The organism is Arthrobacter oryzae (assembly GCF_037911235.1).
In the GTDB taxonomy this organism is placed as follows: domain Bacteria; phylum Actinomycetota; class Actinomycetes; order Actinomycetales; family Micrococcaceae; genus Arthrobacter; species Arthrobacter oryzae_E.
In genome coordinates, this window is the sequence record NZ_JBBLYW010000032.1 from 27,670 (window position 1) to 45,506 (window position 17,837).

Here is a 17,837-nt window from a genome sequence, read left to right on the forward strand (position 1 = left end):
AGATTTCCCTTGGCGCTCACGTGCCGCAGCCACGGGTGATCGGGCGCCCTCAAGGTGTACGAGGCACCGGTTATCAGTTTCCCCTACGAGAGTCCAGCGTGGCATCACTGCCCCGTCAGGAGCCTGGTGGAACCCTCGACCCATGGGAGTGACTCGGCGGGCGGACCCGCCATGAACCGGGCCGTTCCGGCGACGCCGGGACAGAAGGCGCCGGCGACTGCCATCAGGACCGTCGTGGCACAGGGCGCAGGGACGAGCAGCTGTACCGGTGCGGCAACTCAGACCGCGGCCGGCCGTCAGGAGGGCTCCGAGCACCAGGCTGCAGTTGGCACCAGTGAATGTTGAACCATGAGGTGGGTCTACTCATAGCAGCGTTTTCGCAGGTCAAGGGTGTTCTCATCCCGTCCAATGGTGGAACTCGCGCGACCAAAGCCCATCTTCCGATTGTGGATCGACGGCGATCAGGTCCTCGCGGGAGCCCATCTGAGACGAGATCGACTGACGAATGTTGAAGCAGGAGATGAGTCTTGAGACAGTGAATCGGCCGTCACTTTCGAAATGCATCGGAGCAACCCACTCCTCTGCCACTAGTGTGGGGCCGTGCTGAACCTCTTTGTTGATACTTCGACCTGGCTGGATCTTGCAAGTCGGCGTGATGGCCAGAAATGGATAGTCTCCCTACGTCTGCTCATCCTTCAAGGCCGACTCCGCCTTCTTGTGCCGGAAGTGGTCATAGAGGAATTTGAGCGGAACCGCCCTCGTGCGGAACAAACAATGACGACCCGGGTAGCAGATCGTTTCCGTCTCCTCCGGACAGATATCGGAGCAACCTACGACAGCGAGGAACTGGAGCAGGCCCTCAACATCCTCGATGGACTGGCCCACCATATCCCTCTCATTGGAGCCATGACTACCCGGAACTTTGAAGACATCTTTGAGTTGCTTCAGGCCGGCATTCGGCTGGAACCCACCAGCCTTGAAAACGGCCGAGTCGTCCAGAGAGGTTTGGATAAGAAGGCTCCGTTTCATCGTTCGCGGAACAGCGTTGCGGACGCACTGCTGATCGAGCTGTATATTTCCGCGACCGGTGCTGCTGAACTCGCCGAAGATCCACATGCCTTCGTGACAAGCAACTCCAACGACTTCTCTCAAGACCATGGTGACAAGCGACTCCCTCACAAAGACCTTGAGTCTGCCTTCGCTCACCAGGGGTCAACATACGCCCTTGGCTTCGAGGGCCTCGAATCAACACTGCAGGATCACTTTGGCGATGAATTGACTGACATGCTGGATGAGTCGGACTTTGCTGAGAATCCGCGCCTGCTGGTTGATATCCAAAAATCGGAGCAGGAGATATTTGACAGGATTTGGTATCAGCGGAAGTTGAACCGCATCTATGAACTCGAGGGGGCCGGAGACACCCGAGGCTTAGCCGCGTACATGAAAGTGGCCGGACCGCCTATGGAGCGTGTAGAAGCCGAATTTGGTGAGACCCTAGGCCCTTACACCGATTTTGAGTGGGGAATGCTAAACGGAAAGCTTTCAGCATTGAGATGGGTGCTTGGAGCCGAATGGGACTTCCTCGACACCTAAACCTAGCCCCCTGTGTCCGGCTATCTGCACGGGGCCGACGACGACGCGCCGCTTGCTTTCGAGGGCTCGTTCGGAAGCTGACCGTATCCGGCTCTGCCTAACGGGCACCCGGAAAAGTTGGTTCGGACGGCAAACTTATCGAAGCAGCCTAAGTTGCGGCAGTCCAACAGGTTTTCCACACAAGCCCAAACTCCCCTATTGATGGATCGCGAAGCGGTGGCGTCCGTAAGAAGGCACAGAAGCTCCGCCGTCGATGGATCGACCCGGCGGCGAGCGGACCGCCCCAGAATGAGTTGGACACCATGGCCTCGCAATTTCGACATCTCCCTGTTCTTAAGCATCAGCGAGTTTCATCGTTCCTTTGCAGGTCGGGTACGCGGTGCAGCCGAAGAACCGGCCGTAGCGCCCTTTGCGTTCCCTCATCGTGTGTTTCTTGCATTTCGGGCAGACCACTGGGGTCATATCGTCGCCTGTCGCGGATCGGATCTTGACGACACGATCTCCGACCAACTCGAGGAGGAACGCTGATTCCCTACCGGCGCGCGTGACCAGGAGCGCTGAGCGCTTGGCACGGGTCAGTGCGACGTAGAACAGGCGTCGTTCTTCTGCGTGTGGGTAGGAGTCGGGGGCGGCCATGGCCAGTTGCAGGAGAGCATCATCCTCGACAATGCTGGGGAATCCGTTCCTCTCAAGGCCGAGCACAACGACGTAGTCTGCCTCCTTTCCTTTTGAGGCGTGCACGGTGTTGAACTCGATGGTCAGGTTGGCGTATCTGGCTTCCAGCGCCGAGATGACATCGTCCTTGGACCGGGAGTACCGGCCGAGCAGCAGCACAGTGGCCGGCTCAGTGAGCTCTGAGTCAAGGGTTGCCAGGTGCTGCCGAACGACCGATCCGTAGTGGCTGCGCTCCCGTACACTGACGGCGCACACCGTCTCGTCAGTCTCCGGCGCTGAAGATCGGACGTTCTTGGAGATTTGATTGGGGTTCTTCATCACGAACCCACCGGCGACATCGCACAGGGACTGCGGGGACCGGAAGGTGCGGTCCAGCCAGATGGTGGACGCTGTCCCGAACCAATTATCGAAGCGGGTCATCACACTGAGGTCTGAGCCCGCGAACCTGTTGATCGACTGCCAGTCGTCGCCGACCGCGTACAGGTAGTTTCCAGGAGTCTTCATCAGCGCCCTCACCAGCGCCGCACGGGCAGCGCTGGTGTCCTGCATCTCGTCGACCATGACGAGCCGGTAAGGGCTCATCCACCGGCCGGACTCTACATGATCGGTGGCGAGATTCAGCATGTCCTCGAAATCGATCTGGCCCGCAGCGCGGAGCTGGCTGTCCCATTCGGCGAGGATGACGCCGTACAGGCGAGTGAAGAGCCTGGCCCGCAAAGTCCGGCCGGCCCGCTCCGCCAGCAGGTCAGGGGTGAGGCGGTTGCCCTTCGCGTGTGACATGAAGGACCGCGTCAGCGCCAGCATCGCCTGGTCGCTGATCGGTGGCTCCCCGGCTGCTTCCCTGTAGGGGTCTTCCTCGAGCTGGATTCCGTGCCGGCGGAGCTCCTGTTCCAGGTGCTCGAACCCGGACCCGTCCCGGATGGTCGCCGAAGTTGTCTCGATCAGTCGAGTGCCGTAACGGACGTGAGTGTGACGCCGCCACTGCATACTCTCGGCATACCCGTCAAAGTGGGGCGGCGGGGTGCCGTCGAGACCGAGCGCCCAGTGCTCATGCCACACATCGATGTCCGGGTAGTAGAAGTCAGGCTGGTACTGCCGGTGGTGTGCGTCCGCGACGTCGTACGCGTAGGGACGTTCGTATTGGTAGCGGACACCGTTCAGGAAGAGCCAGTTTGGCTCTTGACGATCTCCCCTGCGAGAGGACCGAAGCCGCTGGTACCTGTGTTCCTGTCCGACTTCTCAGGATCGGCTTCATCACCGAGATCCGGAAGCTGCCGGCCGAAAACGAGCCGGAAGAGGTCCCAGTCCCGCCGGAAGGCCTGGTCCTGGTCGCGGAAGGCATCCACGATCCTCGCGAGCCGCCCGATCCCGTTGTCCGCGGTCAGGTCATCGGGAAGGGACGGCTTGCGGTCAGTGGCCTCGCCGATTATACGCAGCCCGAAGGCATGGAACGTGCTCGACGCCACGCCGGCACCATCATTGCCGAGGCGGGAGACGAGACGGTCCGAGAGTTCGCCGGCTGCCTTTTTGTTGAAAGCAAGAGCAAGAATCTCGGTCGGCTCTGCGATGCCGCGCTGGATCGCGTAACCGGCGCGCGCCACCATCGTCGAGGTCTTCCCCGAGCCCGCGGCCGCGATAACCCGGCCCCTGTTGTCGAAGCAGACCGTCGCCCTCGTCTGCTCTTCCGTCAACGGCGACTTCTCGACTGTGCGGAAGAAGTCCGCCAACTCGTTTTTCTCCCACTCCAGGAACGCCTCGTTCCGCTGGGCAGCCCACCTTGACAAGTCAGTGGTGCGGCAGGCGTCGACTGCGGCACGCTGGTCCTCACGTTTACCCTTGGGAAGCCCGGAGAGCCTCAGATCGCTGTCGGCAGCCAACCACGCTGCGACATCTGGACGAGAGCCCTCGAGTGCGGCGATCGTGTCCTGGTCCGCCCACCGGGGTCGGTTCATCACCTCTTGCACCCGGGACCACCACAGGCGCGCCGTCTCGCCCTGCTCCTCAGCCTTTGAGAGCAGGGCGGCGAGATGCCGTCGCTCATCGAGCTCGGAGTGGTACGCCGCGGCGACCTCACGCACTGCGCGACGAGACAGCCCATTGAGCACCGTCTCCGTCCCGTGGACGAGAGTGACGATGAGCTGCCCTGAGCCTGCATCGACTGCGAGTCCGAGGACGTCGATGACATCAGCGTCCACCTCCTGGGGGATTCCGCAGACGCGCAGGCGGCCCTCACGGATCGACAGCACCCATGACCCGGCACCTCTGAACGCGCGTGCCCACCAACCCGGCTTCCACTCCGTCATGCTTTCCCCGACTCACACATGTTCAAAAGGAGACCATTGCCCTCTTTCCACGGTATCAGCGAGGAATTGTGTGTCGTCGAGTGCGTTCACCGGGTTCGTGCTGATCTGCAGCCTACAGGCAACACGACCAAACCGAGCGGGACGGGGGCAATCCTTCGCACCAGGTCTCTTCCCGCCGGGCCCGTCTCCACCAGACATGGTTTCGGCCGCTGTCAAGGCAGGGAGTTTCTCGGCTTAGGGTTGTCGTTGAACCATTGGGGTCAGATCATATGACCATGGGGAGAATCCTGGACGGCGCAGCCGATGATGTCCGACGTCGACTTGAGGCTCTGGGTGTGCCTCCTGCGATTGCTATCGCTATGGGACAGGTAGCCTACTTGCCTCGTAACAGCAGGATCCCCGGTATTCCCCAACCGATAGTTGGAAGAGCAGAAGCGGCCTGGTTGATCAGCAAGTACGAGGAGCAACCCAAGAACGACCAGGATCCCTTCGCCAGGGCAGCTCTCGTCCAGGAGATGTGTGATCGGGTATTCGGCGCGGCCGGCGGCGCTGTATTCGATGCTGGGTATCCGGCAGGAACAGCGGAGCGCGAAGTAAAAGCGATGGCGGAAGGAGCGGACCGCTACTTCGAGACAGTCGACCTGTCCTTCCTCGGGGATCGAGTAATGCTCCCTGCTACCTACGTATCTGGGGAAGGGGCAGAAGAGCGGCGATGGGATGGCTGGATCATTACAAAGGACGGTGTAATCGGATTCTTCGAGGAAAGCGACCTCTTGGCGGATGACCCTGCCGAAGGGAGCCCCATACTTGCTCAGCTTGGAGAACTCAATGCCTGCTCCATATTGATGCCCGCCTCGTCCGCTCCGGCGCTCAGCCATATCGACTATCAAGGGCCTTCGAACAATCTCATTGCCTCGCTCCGGTTCCGTGACGGCAATCGAATGCGCATCGCGGTCTGGCTGGAAGGGCTCCCACCAAACCTCTACGGCGAGGCGATGGAGGGTATATCCGAGCTACTTCGGATTATTGATAAAGCCCTGACTCCCAGCATGGACAATACGTCAACGGACCACATACCGCTGCGCCCGGAGCCCAAACATATCCAGGATTCAAGGCCTGCCGTCCGAATACCTGACCTTGCGGATGCGCGGTCTCTGCCAGCCTTTGACGCCGCCATGGAAGAGCTGTCGTTTAGGTACTTTGAAAACGGCAACAACCCCCGGATGCTGTGGCCGCTTATGGAGCAGTACCTTCAACCCATGCTCTACCGGTACTCCTTGAGGACCTACATGACCAATGACGAAGTTGATGGTCAATGGCTCATTGAGAAGTACATTTCATACGCGGGACAAAGCCTGTGCTTGCTTCAACACAGTAATCATCACCAGCAGCAGGGTGATCTGGGCGCATCCGAACACGCGGCCCTAAAGGACTTCATCCTCGACTCCACACAGGAGATGTACGGTCTGGTCGTTTGTGCCATTCAGAATGCGGGCAGAGAACGACCGATTTCCTTTGACGGGTCGCCACTGGAGTGGAACCGCGAGCTTCTCGCATACCTAACAGCGAAGCTTAATGAAATTGTGTCGGCCCAGGACCCCAACGATCCGATTCGTTTGGCGCAGCAAATGATGAAAGGCGATGGAGCTCTATAGTCAGCAGACCTTGGCCGGCTACGAACTTGGCGCGGGCGCTGGCCCGCTATGCGACCAGGTTCCTCGTGGCATCGCTGACACCGGCGGGATTCAGGTGATTCCGAGTTTGCCGGCTCGCCCGCCCTTGATGCCATGGTCCTTGCCGTAGCGCCACAGGATGGCGTCGATGATGCGCAGTTCGGAAATGGGTGTCTGGACCATAGAAAGCTTGTGAATGCGCCCCAATCGTCCAGCAAGGTCGGGGTCTTCCATGAAGAGGTTGTGCCAATTCAGCCATTGGCCTTCAGAGGTGTCCTTGCCCACGACTTCCCCAATTACTTTGTCCCAGATGGGGATGAGATGCGGTCGCTTCTCCTGCCAGAGCAACCATGCCGGGCTGCCCTTCCCCAGTCTCTCCTGAGCTTCTTCGGTTGTGAGGCGGCTCATCTTCACGTCGGTGGGTATATCAGCCAGGAGCTTCTCTATGCGCGTAGCCAACGGCTGTTCCTGCAGCCCGATAATGGCCTGGGCCGGAACTTTGACGCTGAGCATGGTCACGGCGACAGCGTCGCTATCGGTGATCCTGTCCCTCACGTCAGGGCCGTCGCCGCGGTTCGCCCATTCATCAAAGTAACTGCCGGTACTGAGCAGCCCCGTCTTTGTGGACGGTTCAAGGTAGTAGCGCCGGAGCAGTTCGGCTGCGGCTTCGACGTTCTCTTCTTTCAGGATGGCTGGTAGTTCCATGAAGTCCCCCTATGGTTTCATTGCGCCGACTATTACCCTGCGACGTGCGTAGTCAGTCTGAATGGCGAACCTCAATCTCGGGGTGGTTCTCTATGACCCACTCAGCCATCCGACGGTTCCGTGCCGCGATGAACTCCAGCGTGGCCTCCCGGTACGTTACGTACTCGTCTTTTGTGGCCGGCATCCCGGAACGCTTGAAGTTGTCGAAAGGAAGGTAGAACCGAACCTCTTCGTAGTCGGGCGTCACGAGGTCTTGAAAGTGGAAGAAGTCCACGAACTCCTTGAATCCGTCGAAGAACGCAAAGAAGTCCGCGTACGCGTTGATGACATTGGCCAGTGGGCTCTCCGGTTCTCCTGCGTAATGACGCCGGATGCACTCCAGGGTCAGATCCATCCGGTCGGCGATGAGCGACCTGAGCCCCCTCGCCTGGTTCATCGTGGGTCGGTCCTTCTTCCTGACGGGCCAGATCATCGCACTGCCGATGGTGTACGGCGGCTTCAGGTAGCGGGCCCGCTGCTCCTCATTCAGCGAGGCGATGGCGTTCGCCAGAGACGCCGTACGTGCCCGGCCGGTGTAGGAGTGGGTGATGGCGTCACTGCCGTACCAATGCATCGCTCTGAAGGGGTCGGTGAAGATGAGGTAGCCGTCCGTACGCTTCGGCGGCGCGGTCGGTTCGAAAAGGACGCCGGAGTTCAGCGTCTTGGTCCACAGCAACTGATGGTCCGCCCGGAGATTCGGACTGCCACTGTCCGGGTCAGTCCCTGGAGGGGTGTCGGTCATGTAGTCGAACGAAGTATCGAAGACGCGCGGCTGTTGCTGCTGCGGGTATTCCGGATAGCTCAAGGTTCCCCCAAAGGCCAGAGTGATTAGGCGCACGAATCCGGTGGTTGGTTCCGCAAATGTCGCGGCCATCGGCTCTGTCCCAGACTAGGTGTCACTTCCTGATATTGAAACCCCAGGTGCCCCACTGACCGTCGGCAATGCCATGTTCCCGGAGGTTCTTATTGTGTGCCCATGCAGCACTGCACTTTCAGGGAATTTCTCCCGTGTCCCATACGTTGCAGGACCGGTAATACCCCCTCAACAGAGAAGAGATGCACCTCCGTGGCAACCGCTTACGATGAACTGCGCACCTACGTCAAGGAATCCCAGGAAAACTCCCTGGAGGCCCTGAAGTCCGCCAAAGCCCCGGATGCGAAATCCGTGGTTCAGGAGCTCGACGAGGCTGACGCCCTGGACGGCCTGACCCCTGGCGGGGAGTTCATTGCCGAAGAGCTGGTCGTCCAGGTCATCCCGCAGGCTGACGATGAGTTCACCTGCTGGTCCTGCTTCCTGGTCCGCCACCGTTCGCAGAAGGCCCGCGAGAAGGACGGCCATGCCTACTGCGTCGAATGCGAAGGCTGAGCGGTTTTGGCCGGCTGTCCCGGAGCATATCTGGAACAGCATCCGCGAAGAATTCACCCTGCCGACAGCGGCAGACCTGGAGACGCATTTCCAATCCCTCGGCGACCCGGAGGCCATGCGCCGGGCAGTTCGGGTATTCTTATCCGGACTAAGGAGGTTGTCCCGATCCAGTTCGTGTCAGTGCCGGCTAAGCACCAGTCAGCCGTGACTAGGAAGTTCGCATGGCGACGCCCTCAGAGGTCACCCTTTCGTTCGGAGATCTGGCTTTGACGAGTGTGCCAAGCCACGAAGACCGCCGCTGTCACGCATGCTGCGGCTATCGCTCCCCAAAGAGGCGCGGCTATGTAAACGACGAAGAGGGCCTTAATGGGCAACGGCAACAAAGCAATCGCGAGCAACACAGCTAAGGGCCTCCAGCGGCCCACGACTCCAAAGACCAGAAGTCCCGACAGCAGAAGGCACCCCGCCGCGAGTGCCAAGGTGTCCGCGGCCATGGTAATTCCTCCGGGATAGAACCACTTTTGCGCGCCGCCTCCCTGCAAGTAACTAGTGAAGCCGAAAGCCAGGGCACCTAACGGGGCTCCATAGGTAAGCACGCAACGGAGCTTCTCAGTATGCGAAGGTTCACCGACCAGCCCTAAGACAGATGCCCCTATAAAGACCGCCACAACCGGCCACCCCACGGGAACAATTCCATTGGTCAGCGCGGAAATGAGAGGGATGGCAGCTGCAGAGATCATCGCAAGGCCTAAGAGGATCCGGCGCCCTCCATTGGAACCGAGCACGGCGGCCGTAAAGGCGGCCAGAATGAGCAAATATGTCAGCGATGCTGGCGTGGTGAAAGGCCCAAACATCCCAGGGCCGGGGGCGTAGCTGTTGAAGCGAAACCAGCGGCTAAGTTCACCGAGAACCAGCATGATCGCCGCCAAAGCGGCTGCGATCGTAAGTGACATGCACGAGACTCTGTCTCTCGCCTCTGCCGGCACGCGTGGAAGGATTCGCTCGCATCTCGCAGCCAGACCCGAACCGACTAAAGCCAACAGCTCCTGGGCGGTTGCCATGCTTCGATGCTCGCGCTCAGCCGAGTCCAGGAGGACGCCCACCATTTCTTCACCGTTGCGCCTGCGCCAACTGGCCGGATACGCCAGCAACGCGCGCCGGTAACTAATCTCCAAGAGACTTGCAGAGTCATTCATGCCATGCCTCCTACAGGGCGAAGCCGCAGACTTGCCTTAGCCAACCGAACGTTGGCATCAAGCCGCCGCACTTCGTTGCTAAGCTCCTCAACTCCGCTATCCGTCAATTCGTAGTATCGGCGCAGCCTGCCATCGACAACCTCCTCACGAACCACCGTGACCACCCCTTCCTCCCGCAACCTATCCAAGGACGCATACAGGGTGCCCGGCTGAAGCGAAACGCGTCCCTCCGACAGCCTCTTCGTCTCGGAAAGCAGCGCATACCCGTGCTGCGGTCCGTGAGCCAGGACCGACAGCACCATAAAAGTAGGCTCTCTCATCTCTCGTTTACTCATGCAACGAATATATTCAACTCATCTGACTATCTGGTCTAGGTGGGTTGGTGTGTCGCTTCGGCCGCCCGACCATTGGGATTCCTAAGTCGACGGCTCCGGGCATTTGGTGACTCTGCAGTTTGAACATCTGTGCGAGCTTCATTTCGGCGCTGTTGAGCGTAACCCGCAGTCCTTCGGCATCGCCGAGCCAGCCGTGTTGTTCCGCTTCGGTAATGCGTTCTTCGAGGTTGTCGATGATGTCCTGGAGCCTGTTGATCTGGCTGGGATCCGGACGGAGAAGGGCACAGCGAAGGCAGGCGTGTTCGTGATGGCAGCCTGTGCCGTATGCCCGTCCGCAGCTGCCCAAGCTGAGTTTGCGCTGCACGAAATGGGCTTCGAATTCGTCCCATTCGGCGGCGGTTGGTTCGCGGTATTCTTCGGTGGGCCGAATGACCCGTCGCTTTTCGATGAAGGTGCGGTGGTGCCGAATGACGTCCCTGGGATAAATCGCCGCGTATCCCTGGGTCGTCGCCAGACTGGCGTGCCCCATCAGCACCTGCACGATGTGTGGAGGCAAGCCGCTGGCAAGTGCCTCGGTCGCGAAGATGCGACGGAAATCGTGCGGGGTGAACCTCACCTCGGCACCGCTGACTTGGATCTGCGCGCGTCGCGCCAAGTCATTGAGCAGCGTGGAAACGGTGGCCGTCGTCATCACGTTCGGCGGTCCGGCGCCACGGCGGCGGACGAACAGGTGCGGAAGAGGTGAGCTCAGCACTTTCTCAGCTGAGTCCCATCGCTGTGTCAGCGGTGCACCACCCGTGTCCTTGGTGATACGAGAAAGCACTCGGTAGAGCACGTGCACGAGCTCGGGGCCTGCCACCATCAGACGCTCGGTGTCGGTCTTGCTCGGAGCGAAGTGCAGCAGCGGTATGGTCTCCCCGGTCCCTGGAATCTTATAGGGCTGGATGCTCATGTGCACCAACTCGAGGACTTCTTCGATCCGTGCACCGGTGTGTCGAAGTGTCTCAACAAGCGCCCAAGTCCAGAAGGCGTTGTCCTCTTCAAAGGACAGGTCCCGGTCCTTTCCATTGCGCCGAATCCGGACATGTGCATGTTCGCTGCTCTGGAAGACTTCCCAAGCCTCGCCGTCCATGTCGATAGTTTGGCCGGCGCCGGCCGTCGTGGCATCCGCCAGGGTTGCTTCTGCTGCGCGGAGGGCCTGTTCGGCAGCCTCCACCAGACGGGGCAACACGGGAGCCAGTTCGCGGGTGCGCTGTTGCATCGTGGCGATGGTCGCGCGCCGGTGCTTCACGTAACCACGGGTTTCCGCGAAGGTTATGGGGCTTGGGGCGGCCCATTGCGCCCAGTAGGCATCTTCGAGTGCCCATTGGCTGATGTCGAGATAGAACGCCCGGACGGAGAAGAAGACGCTGTAAACTTCCCGGCGCGGCGAGCCGTCGGCCTTGACTTTGACTCTGGCTTTCCAGCCAGCAGCCTGCTTCGGAGTCAGTGCGAAGCTGCGTTGGCCTGGGTAGTGCTTGACGATGTCGGCGAAGAAGAGGCCGGCCAGATACCTGCCCAAAGCACAGAGCGAGGCGTAGTCGAGGCCAGCCGACCGGACCTGAAGATAGCGTATGAGTGGTTCCCGGCAGGGGCCGGTGATGTCGTAGTAGTCGACCATCTCATCCACCGTTTTCGGTCCGACGCGGAGCCGTGTGGGCATGGTCCCGGAATCGTGCCTGATCCATCCCAGCCCGTGCAGCACAGGCCATACGGCGGTCAGCCCGCTGCGGCTGACGTCGATCAGCTTCCCGGGGAGCTGGGTAGTCAGGTCGAGGATGTCTTCGGCTGTGAGCTGGCGGATCGATTTACCTGTATGGGCCTGAATGCGACCTAAGGTGAGGATCCCGCTAGTGGCCTGGGCCGGTGAAGCCTTCACATGGACGAGGGCGTTTTCGAGTTCAGCTGTGTGGGCGGGATCCCGGAACCGGCTGAGTGCTTTCCAGAAGGCAAAGCGCTGACCCGCGATCCACCGGTGGGACGGGCGCATGACGTCCAGAGCCAGCAGCGGTCCCATCGCCGCATTGAGTCCTTCGACCTCGTTGCGATTCTTCGTGTTCTTGCTTGAACCGCCGGCTATTCTGAGCCGCCACGTCAGAGCGTCATGCCCGACCTGGCCCTCGAACAGCGCCCAGCGGTCCTGCCAGGTTTCACCCGGCAACTGCCTCAAATGACCAAGTAGGCGCCGAATGCGCGCCCTGTGCTCATGCACCTGTGGCCAGTACTGGCTGCAGTCCTCAAGACGGTTGATGATGTCCTCAATGCTGGCGCTGGTCAGCGGTCCAGGCGGGATGGGCGGCAGTGCAGGCGGTTGTTGTTCCTGTGGTGGCGGCGTGTGGTCATTCCAGCTTCGTCGTGCGGTCTGGATGTCATTGATGGGCGGAGTTGTCACTGGTTCCCCCAAAGCACGCGCAACTCATCGGGGTTATAGGGCTGACCGGCCGGTGAACTGTCAGCGGCAGGGGAAGTCCTGCTGCTCAGGTGGGTCCGGTAATGCTCGATGACTTCCTCCATATGCGGAACCGCGTAGACCGTGGTCGTAGTCAGCGACTGGTGACCCAGCAACTCCTGGACTTCGTGAAGGCCCATCCCGCCCTCGAGCGCTCGGATCGCGAACGTGTGCCGCAGATCGTGCAGCGTCCAGTTCGAGCCGAGCAGGTCGTTGCAGCGTCTCAGGACGGCGCGCATGGCTTCGTAGGACAGAGGACGGGGCTCGCCCCGCAGCGTGAGCCAAACCGGTTCATCCGGACCGGCGACGCCTCCTTCGAGCTGATAGAGCCGAAGCCATACGAAAGCATCAGGCGCCGCGGGCAACCATTGCAGCTGGCCGCCTTTGCGGTAAACGCCGATTAGCTGGTCACCCACGTTGACCCTGTCGCCCGTGATCCCGAGCAGCTCGCTCGCCCGTGCACCGCTGCTGACATAAAACGCCACCAACGCCCGGTCCCTGTTGGACCGCAAACGGCGAAACAGATCGTTGAACTTTCCATCCGGGATTGATCTTGGCACCCGGTGCGCCTCGCGCTGACGCAAGGGCTGGCGCCGCACCGGGGCAAACTCCCGCTGAGGATCATGATGCGCATGGGCTCGCCCGCGGCGCAGCTCGAAAGGATTCACGATGGGCCCGTCTCCCATCCGAAGCTGGAAAGCGTAAAACTCCTTACACACCGTCGTCGTGTGGTTGATCGTCGAGGGTGAGTAACGCATTCCGAGATGCTTCTTTCCCGTGACAAGGTTCCGGCTCCCCCGCCGCTGAGGGACGTTACGATTCCCGACGAACTTCTCGGTCTGGCGCGCCCACAACACGAAGTCGCGCGCTTCAAGGGACGTTGTCTGCTCCCAGCTGACACCGGTGGCCCATAAAAATCGAAGGAACCGAAGCAACGACAAGGCATAGGTTCGTACCGTTTGAGGCGAACGGTCCGTCGCTGCCAGCTCAAGCAGATATGCAGTGGCAGGAGCGAACTCCTCGCCCATCGCGTCGAGGACCACGAACCCAGGAACACCGGAGCGAGGAATCACCCGCCCGACGTTCGCGACAGTCAGTCCCTCCGCCCGATGCCGATCCGAACTGCGATCCGAGAGTTCCATGACCAAAGCATGACGCTGACGGGGTTCGTCCCAGCCGATGACACGCGCCGTGAACCGTCAACTTAGTCCGGTAAACAGATCATCGGCGAGGGAACCTTCTGCCCGGGCTTCCAGCTCAAAGATGGACTCTTCCACGAACCTGTGCTGCGCCTCTTTGACCAGGCGATGAGCCTGAAGATTCCTCACAACGTGTTCGCCGCCTGGATGGTCAGCCCACTGCCGGCAGAATCCCGTTCCCGGCCAGTGGACATACTGGGCAGCATGACGCTGCTCCAGAGCTCCTTGGTCGCCTTTGGTGACAGGTACCGGCCGGCCGAAAAGCGTAGCTAAGAGCTTGGCTCTGCCGTATCCCAAGCCAGATGGCTCCACGGAGGTCATGGATAAACGGCTGCGACGGTCCCCGATCTAGCGGCCATCCTGACCGCGGCCCAGAATCTGACGGACCTCGCGAAAAGCTACGAAACGGCGGTTGGCCCGAGCTTCCCGAACTGCTGGATCAGGGTCTCTGAGCGCAGTCCTTCCAGGGTGATAAGTTTCCACTGCTGCATACCGGGCAGCGACTCTGGGGTGCTTGCGGGCGAACCGCTTCCACAGGGTCTGCGCTTCGCCGCCTTGGAGGAGTACGACTTCGAGCTTTGGCATCAGGTCGATCAACCGGGCCAAAGGGTTCAGCCCTTCCGTGATCTGCGGGCTCCTCAGACCGCTGGACTGATCGTGGCGGTACCACGGGTAGGCGTTCCAAGGGGTCAGGTCAGCAGGCATCAGGTCTACCGAGGCGAGCAGTTGGCATTGGAGCGCTGCGGAATCGTCGTCGTTCTCCACACACAGCATTCCGGAGCCCATGGTCTCGTGGGTCATCGGCCCGGGATCACGCAAAATGCTCAGGATCCTGGCCTCCGAGCCCCCATGAAGAGGCGCGACGTACGGCACCCACCCGCGGCCGGTCGAAGGCTCAGGCTCCCGGAGGGACTCGACCAACTGGTTCACTGCGGTGACGTGTGGAAGGTGCACACCGGCGAACTGCTCAGCTTTGAAGGCCGCGTCCCTCATCTGTTTGACCATCCTTGGATACTAGCCGCCGTCCAGCCCCGTCCCGGGCCGTGGCATTGTCGTGTTTCCGCCCTCACGGGACCGCTAGGACAAGCCACCCGGAACGGACGCTGCACCAGTGAGATAGTCAGGCGCGCAGTCCCACGCACGGCACAGCTGTACTTCAAGGCTCCCAGCCCGCGGGTCCGTAATCTCTTTGCCCGCGCAGTTAGCTGGTCAAAGCCGCGGCAGAAGCGGGATCGAGGTGTACCCGTACCTGAAGATCCTTGGCGACGGAGGCAGGGGCGTCGAAAGCCTGGGCAATCCCCTCGCGCATCTGTGAAACGACATCGGCCAGGGACATCCCTGCACTCATAGTTACGGGCAGCTTGCGCACAGTTCCGATCCATCTGTCGTCGTCAAAGGTCACGTCTATGTCGAAGCCAACAGCTTTCAGAACTGCCCAGTCAGAGGATGAAGCGAGATCACGCAGTTTAAGAGTGTGATCTGCGTGCCGCCATTCGTTTTCATCCAGCCATTTGCGTAGCTCATCAACTGTCTGGAACTTTCTCGTGGAGTCTGCTTCCCAATCGAACAGGGCGTAGCCGGGTTCGTCCTCATACGAGATATTGAACAACGAGGACCCAACCGCTCCGTAGGACCAAATCAGCTCCATCTCAGGCGTTGACGTAATTTCGCAGTACCAGCCGGGACGGCCATACAGCAGATCACCGAGATCCTTCCACCATTCCTCGGTGTCTTCGCCGTAGAGGCGTGCAGCAAGCCTCAGGTAGGTTGGTTCGCCAAAGTTCAATTCAACTTTGACTAACGATGATGGGTCGGACTGCGGTCCAGTCATAATGGCTCCATTCAGGTGCGGATTAGGTTGCGTCTCGGCGATCATCTCATTTGGATGAGTTTCGGGACTCGAATCAAACGCGGGAGCGCGCCGGTGTCAATCAAAGCCGGCGACCCAAATGACGGCGATGCTTGATTTGTCGCTTTCGTGCTTAGTTGACCGATAGCGTGTGACGGAGGACGTCGTAGTCGAAAGGTGCATGCAGTGGATACTCATCCTCGAAGCCCGCGAGATCTTTTCGAGGGTCGTCGCCATTTTGAGATTCCCGCATTTCAACGCCCCTATGTCTGGGACGAGGAGAGCCAATGGGCCCCTCTGTGGGACGACGTGGTCCGCGTCACCGAGAGCTATCTTCTTGACGGGGGCAAGCCCCCAATTCCCAATCACTTCCTGGGTGCGGTAGTTTACGAGTCGAAGCCACCATCTGCCGGCGATGTGACACGGCACGAGGTCATCGACGGCCAACAGCGCATGACGACACTTCAGCTCTTGCTTGATGCTGCACATGAAATCGTCGCTGGGCGCGGACACCAGACGGAAGCGGATCAGCTCGAAGAGCTCATTCTGAACAAGGCGTTGACCTTCAAAGGCCGCATCGAGCGCTTCAAACTCTGGCCATCCCAGGCGGACCGAAGCGCCTTTGCCCATGCCATGGATCCAGAGGAACCGCGGGTCGAGGAGCATCGAGTCATCGAGGCCCACGACTTTTTCCGGCGCGAAATAGAACAGTGGCTGATAGGAACGCCGGATGAGGAAGGGATCGTCCCACCCGGAACAGAAAAGCTCCGTGCCAAGGAATTATGCTCGACGCTTGAACATCGACTGGTCGTCGTCGCCATCGACTTGTCAGGACATGAAGACTCACAGCTGATCTTCGAAACGCTGAACGACCGGGGCACACCTCTGCTGAAAGCGGACCTCATCAAGAACTGGGTCTTCCGCAAGGGCGAACAGATTGGTGCTGATGTGGACAAGTGGTCCAGGACGCACTGGGCCGACTTCGATACCGTATGGTGGCGGGCTGAAATCTCCCAGGGCCGTCAAATTCGGTCCCGTGTGGACATCTTCCTGCAGTACTGGCTCACGATGCGTTTACAGGAAGAAGTCAAAGCGGAGTTGGTGTTTAGAATTTTCGCGGACTACGCAGGGTCACGACTGACTACGCCCGTTGGCGCGGAAGCCTTGCTGACGGAACTGCGGAAGGATGCCGACACCTACCGGGGCCTCAGCGAACTGGACGTAGGAACGCCCGAAGGACGGTTCCGCTCCCGGGTTATAGAAACGATGGAGCTGGCGGCCACCACTCCCGTCTTTCTCTGGCTCCTCTCCGAGAACCATTCGGTTCCCCGTGACCAGTTGCGGATAGCACTGGATGCAATCGAGAGCTGGGTTATTCGCCGTACACTCCTGCGGAAGACCTCCAAGGATGTAAATCGCTTCATGGTGGCCACCTTGAAGTCGCTCGGGAGCGTTGATGCTCGCGAAGCCGGAAGCGCCATCCGGGACTTTCTTTCGGAGCAGACCGCGGAGACCCGTTACTGGCCTTCCGATCAGGAGATGCTGACGACCCTTCCTGATGTGAAGCTCTACGGGAACATCCGCCAGTGGCGACTCCAGGTAGTCCTCCGTGCTGTAGAGCAACAACTTCGCAACCAAAGCACGAAGTACGAAGCAGTCGAGCTTCCATGGGGATTGGAAATCGAGCACGTCATGCCGCAAGGTTGGCGAACCCACTGGGACCCGCCGCCAAGACTCACTCCCGAAGAGGCAGCTGTCCGTGACCGAGTCGTAAACACGATCGGTAATCTAACGCTCGTGACCAAGTCACTCAATGGTTCGTTATCCAACCGTCCGTGGACAGACAGCGACGCCACGGGACTCATCGACGGTGGTGAGTCCGGCAAGGGTAAGCGAACGCTGCTCGACGCCTTCAGCCTTCTGGTGCTCAACAAAGAAATCATCCAGAGCCACATCGATCTCTGGACTGAAGCCGACATCAAGGAGCGCTCTGCAGTCCTGACCAAGGCTATCACTCAGGTCTGGCCCGGTCCCTCAATGGAGATCCAGGAAGCTGCCTTCGAAGCGGCAAGAGCTTAGTGTTCCGGCAGCTTGCTCTCGGTGTTGGTCGCCAGGTCGATGAGTGTGCCGTCTGTATCGGTGATTGTGGCGATGCCCTGTTTGAGACCAGCCTTTGAACACTTCATGCAGCCGCTGAGGAGAAACCAGGCGCGGGCCACGAACCGGGAATTCTGACCGCATAGCGTCGTGGTGGGTGCAGACTTCAAAGCCAGGTGAGTGGAAGTACCACCTACTGTTATGACCACCATGACATCCTGCGTGCGTTTCCAATCCGGGCCGTACGCCTCATTTGCGAGGATGTTCGGCAGACTGTTCCGGATCATGATTGGCTCGGGTTCAGACATGGGATCATCCT

The 17,837-nt window shown here is 60.1% G+C and carries 15 protein-coding genes; 4 read left to right on the top strand and 11 right to left on the bottom strand.

Annotation, left to right across the window (positions count from 1 at the left end):
* Positions 1–600 precede the first annotated feature (600 nt).
* Positions 601–1,593, top strand: a complete 993-nt coding sequence (locus WMN78_RS09030) for a PIN domain-containing protein (protein WP_340533423.1) — start codon at positions 601–603, stop codon at positions 1,591–1,593.
* A gap of 333 nt (positions 1,594–1,926) precedes the next feature.
* On the opposite strand, the gene WMN78_RS09035 is transcribed toward WMN78_RS09030, so the two are convergent.
* The gene (locus tag WMN78_RS09035) at positions 1,927–3,255 is read right to left on the bottom strand and encodes a UvrD-helicase domain-containing protein (RefSeq protein WP_340533424.1); all 1,329 of its coding nucleotides are present in this window, start codon (positions 3,253–3,255) and stop codon (positions 1,927–1,929) included.
* Between the two features lie 170 nt (positions 3,256–3,425).
* Positions 3,426–4,514, bottom strand: coding sequence for a UvrD-helicase domain-containing protein (locus WMN78_RS09040; protein WP_340533425.1), 1,089 nt, complete (start codon positions 4,512–4,514; stop codon positions 3,426–3,428).
* A gap of 332 nt (positions 4,515–4,846) precedes the next feature.
* Here WMN78_RS09040 and WMN78_RS09045 point away from each other — a divergent pair, with 332 nt between their 5' ends.
* Positions 4,847–6,226 (top strand): hypothetical protein, encoded by a 1,380-nt coding sequence (locus tag WMN78_RS09045; RefSeq protein WP_340533426.1) that lies wholly within the window; start codon positions 4,847–4,849, stop codon positions 6,224–6,226.
* Between the two features lie 90 nt (positions 6,227–6,316).
* Here the strand turns inward: WMN78_RS09045 and WMN78_RS09050 are convergent, their stop codons facing one another.
* Both WMN78_RS09050 and WMN78_RS09055 read right to left on the bottom strand, forming a co-directional pair.
* Complete coding sequence (locus WMN78_RS09050; protein ID WP_340533427.1) at positions 6,317–6,949, bottom strand: DUF6308 family protein; 633 nt, start codon at positions 6,947–6,949, stop codon at positions 6,317–6,319.
* A 52-nt stretch (positions 6,950–7,001) separates the two neighbouring features.
* Entirely contained in the window at positions 7,002–7,826 is an 825-nt protein-coding gene (locus WMN78_RS09055) for a DUF6994 family protein (protein WP_340533428.1), read from the bottom strand.
* Between the two features lie 228 nt (positions 7,827–8,054).
* On the opposite strand from WMN78_RS09055, the gene WMN78_RS09060 reads away from it, so the two are divergent.
* Complete coding sequence (locus WMN78_RS09060) at positions 8,055–8,354, top strand: DUF4193 domain-containing protein (RefSeq protein WP_340533429.1); 300 nt, start codon at positions 8,055–8,057, stop codon at positions 8,352–8,354.
* Positions 8,355–8,587: 233 nt separating this feature from the next.
* Here the strand turns inward: WMN78_RS09060 and WMN78_RS09065 are convergent, their stop codons facing one another.
* The 6 genes from WMN78_RS09065 to WMN78_RS09090 all read right to left on the bottom strand — a co-directional run bounded on the left by WMN78_RS09065 (position 8,588) and on the right by WMN78_RS09090 (position 15,448).
* Entirely contained in the window at positions 8,588–9,307 is a 720-nt protein-coding gene (locus tag WMN78_RS09065) for a hypothetical protein (RefSeq protein ID WP_340533430.1), read from the bottom strand.
* 239 nt (positions 9,308–9,546) lie between these two features.
* A complete protein-coding gene (locus tag WMN78_RS09070) occupies positions 9,547–9,885 on the bottom strand; it encodes a PadR family transcriptional regulator (RefSeq protein WP_340533431.1) in 339 nt (112 codons plus the stop codon).
* 13 nt (positions 9,886–9,898) lie between these two features.
* On the bottom strand, positions 9,899–12,316 hold the full coding sequence (locus WMN78_RS09075; RefSeq protein WP_340533432.1) for a tyrosine-type recombinase/integrase: 2,418 nt from the start codon (positions 12,314–12,316) through the stop codon (positions 9,899–9,901).
* A complete protein-coding gene (locus tag WMN78_RS09080; protein ID WP_340533433.1) occupies positions 12,313–13,515 on the bottom strand; it encodes a tyrosine-type recombinase/integrase in 1,203 nt (400 codons plus the stop codon). Before WMN78_RS09080 ends, WMN78_RS09075 begins: the two co-directional genes overlap by 4 nt.
* A 405-nt stretch (positions 13,516–13,920) precedes the next feature.
* The gene (locus WMN78_RS09085; protein ID WP_340533434.1) at positions 13,921–14,577 is read right to left on the bottom strand and encodes a uracil-DNA glycosylase; all 657 of its coding nucleotides are present in this window, start codon (positions 14,575–14,577) and stop codon (positions 13,921–13,923) included.
* Positions 14,578–14,773: 196 nt separating this feature from the next.
* Positions 14,774–15,448, bottom strand: coding sequence for a hypothetical protein (locus tag WMN78_RS09090; protein WP_340533435.1), 675 nt, complete (start codon positions 15,446–15,448; stop codon positions 14,774–14,776).
* 159 nt (positions 15,449–15,607) lie between these two features.
* Between WMN78_RS09090 and WMN78_RS09095 the strand changes: the two genes are divergently transcribed.
* A complete protein-coding gene (locus WMN78_RS09095; protein WP_340533436.1) occupies positions 15,608–17,500 on the top strand; it encodes a DUF262 domain-containing protein in 1,893 nt (630 codons plus the stop codon).
* Here the strand turns inward: WMN78_RS09095 and WMN78_RS09100 are convergent.
* The gene (locus tag WMN78_RS09100; protein WP_142938944.1) at positions 17,497–17,826 is read right to left on the bottom strand and encodes a hypothetical protein; all 330 of its coding nucleotides are present in this window, start codon (positions 17,824–17,826) and stop codon (positions 17,497–17,499) included. The two genes, WMN78_RS09095 and WMN78_RS09100, sit on opposite strands and share 4 nt — an antisense overlap.
* Positions 17,827–17,837 lie beyond the last annotated feature (11 nt).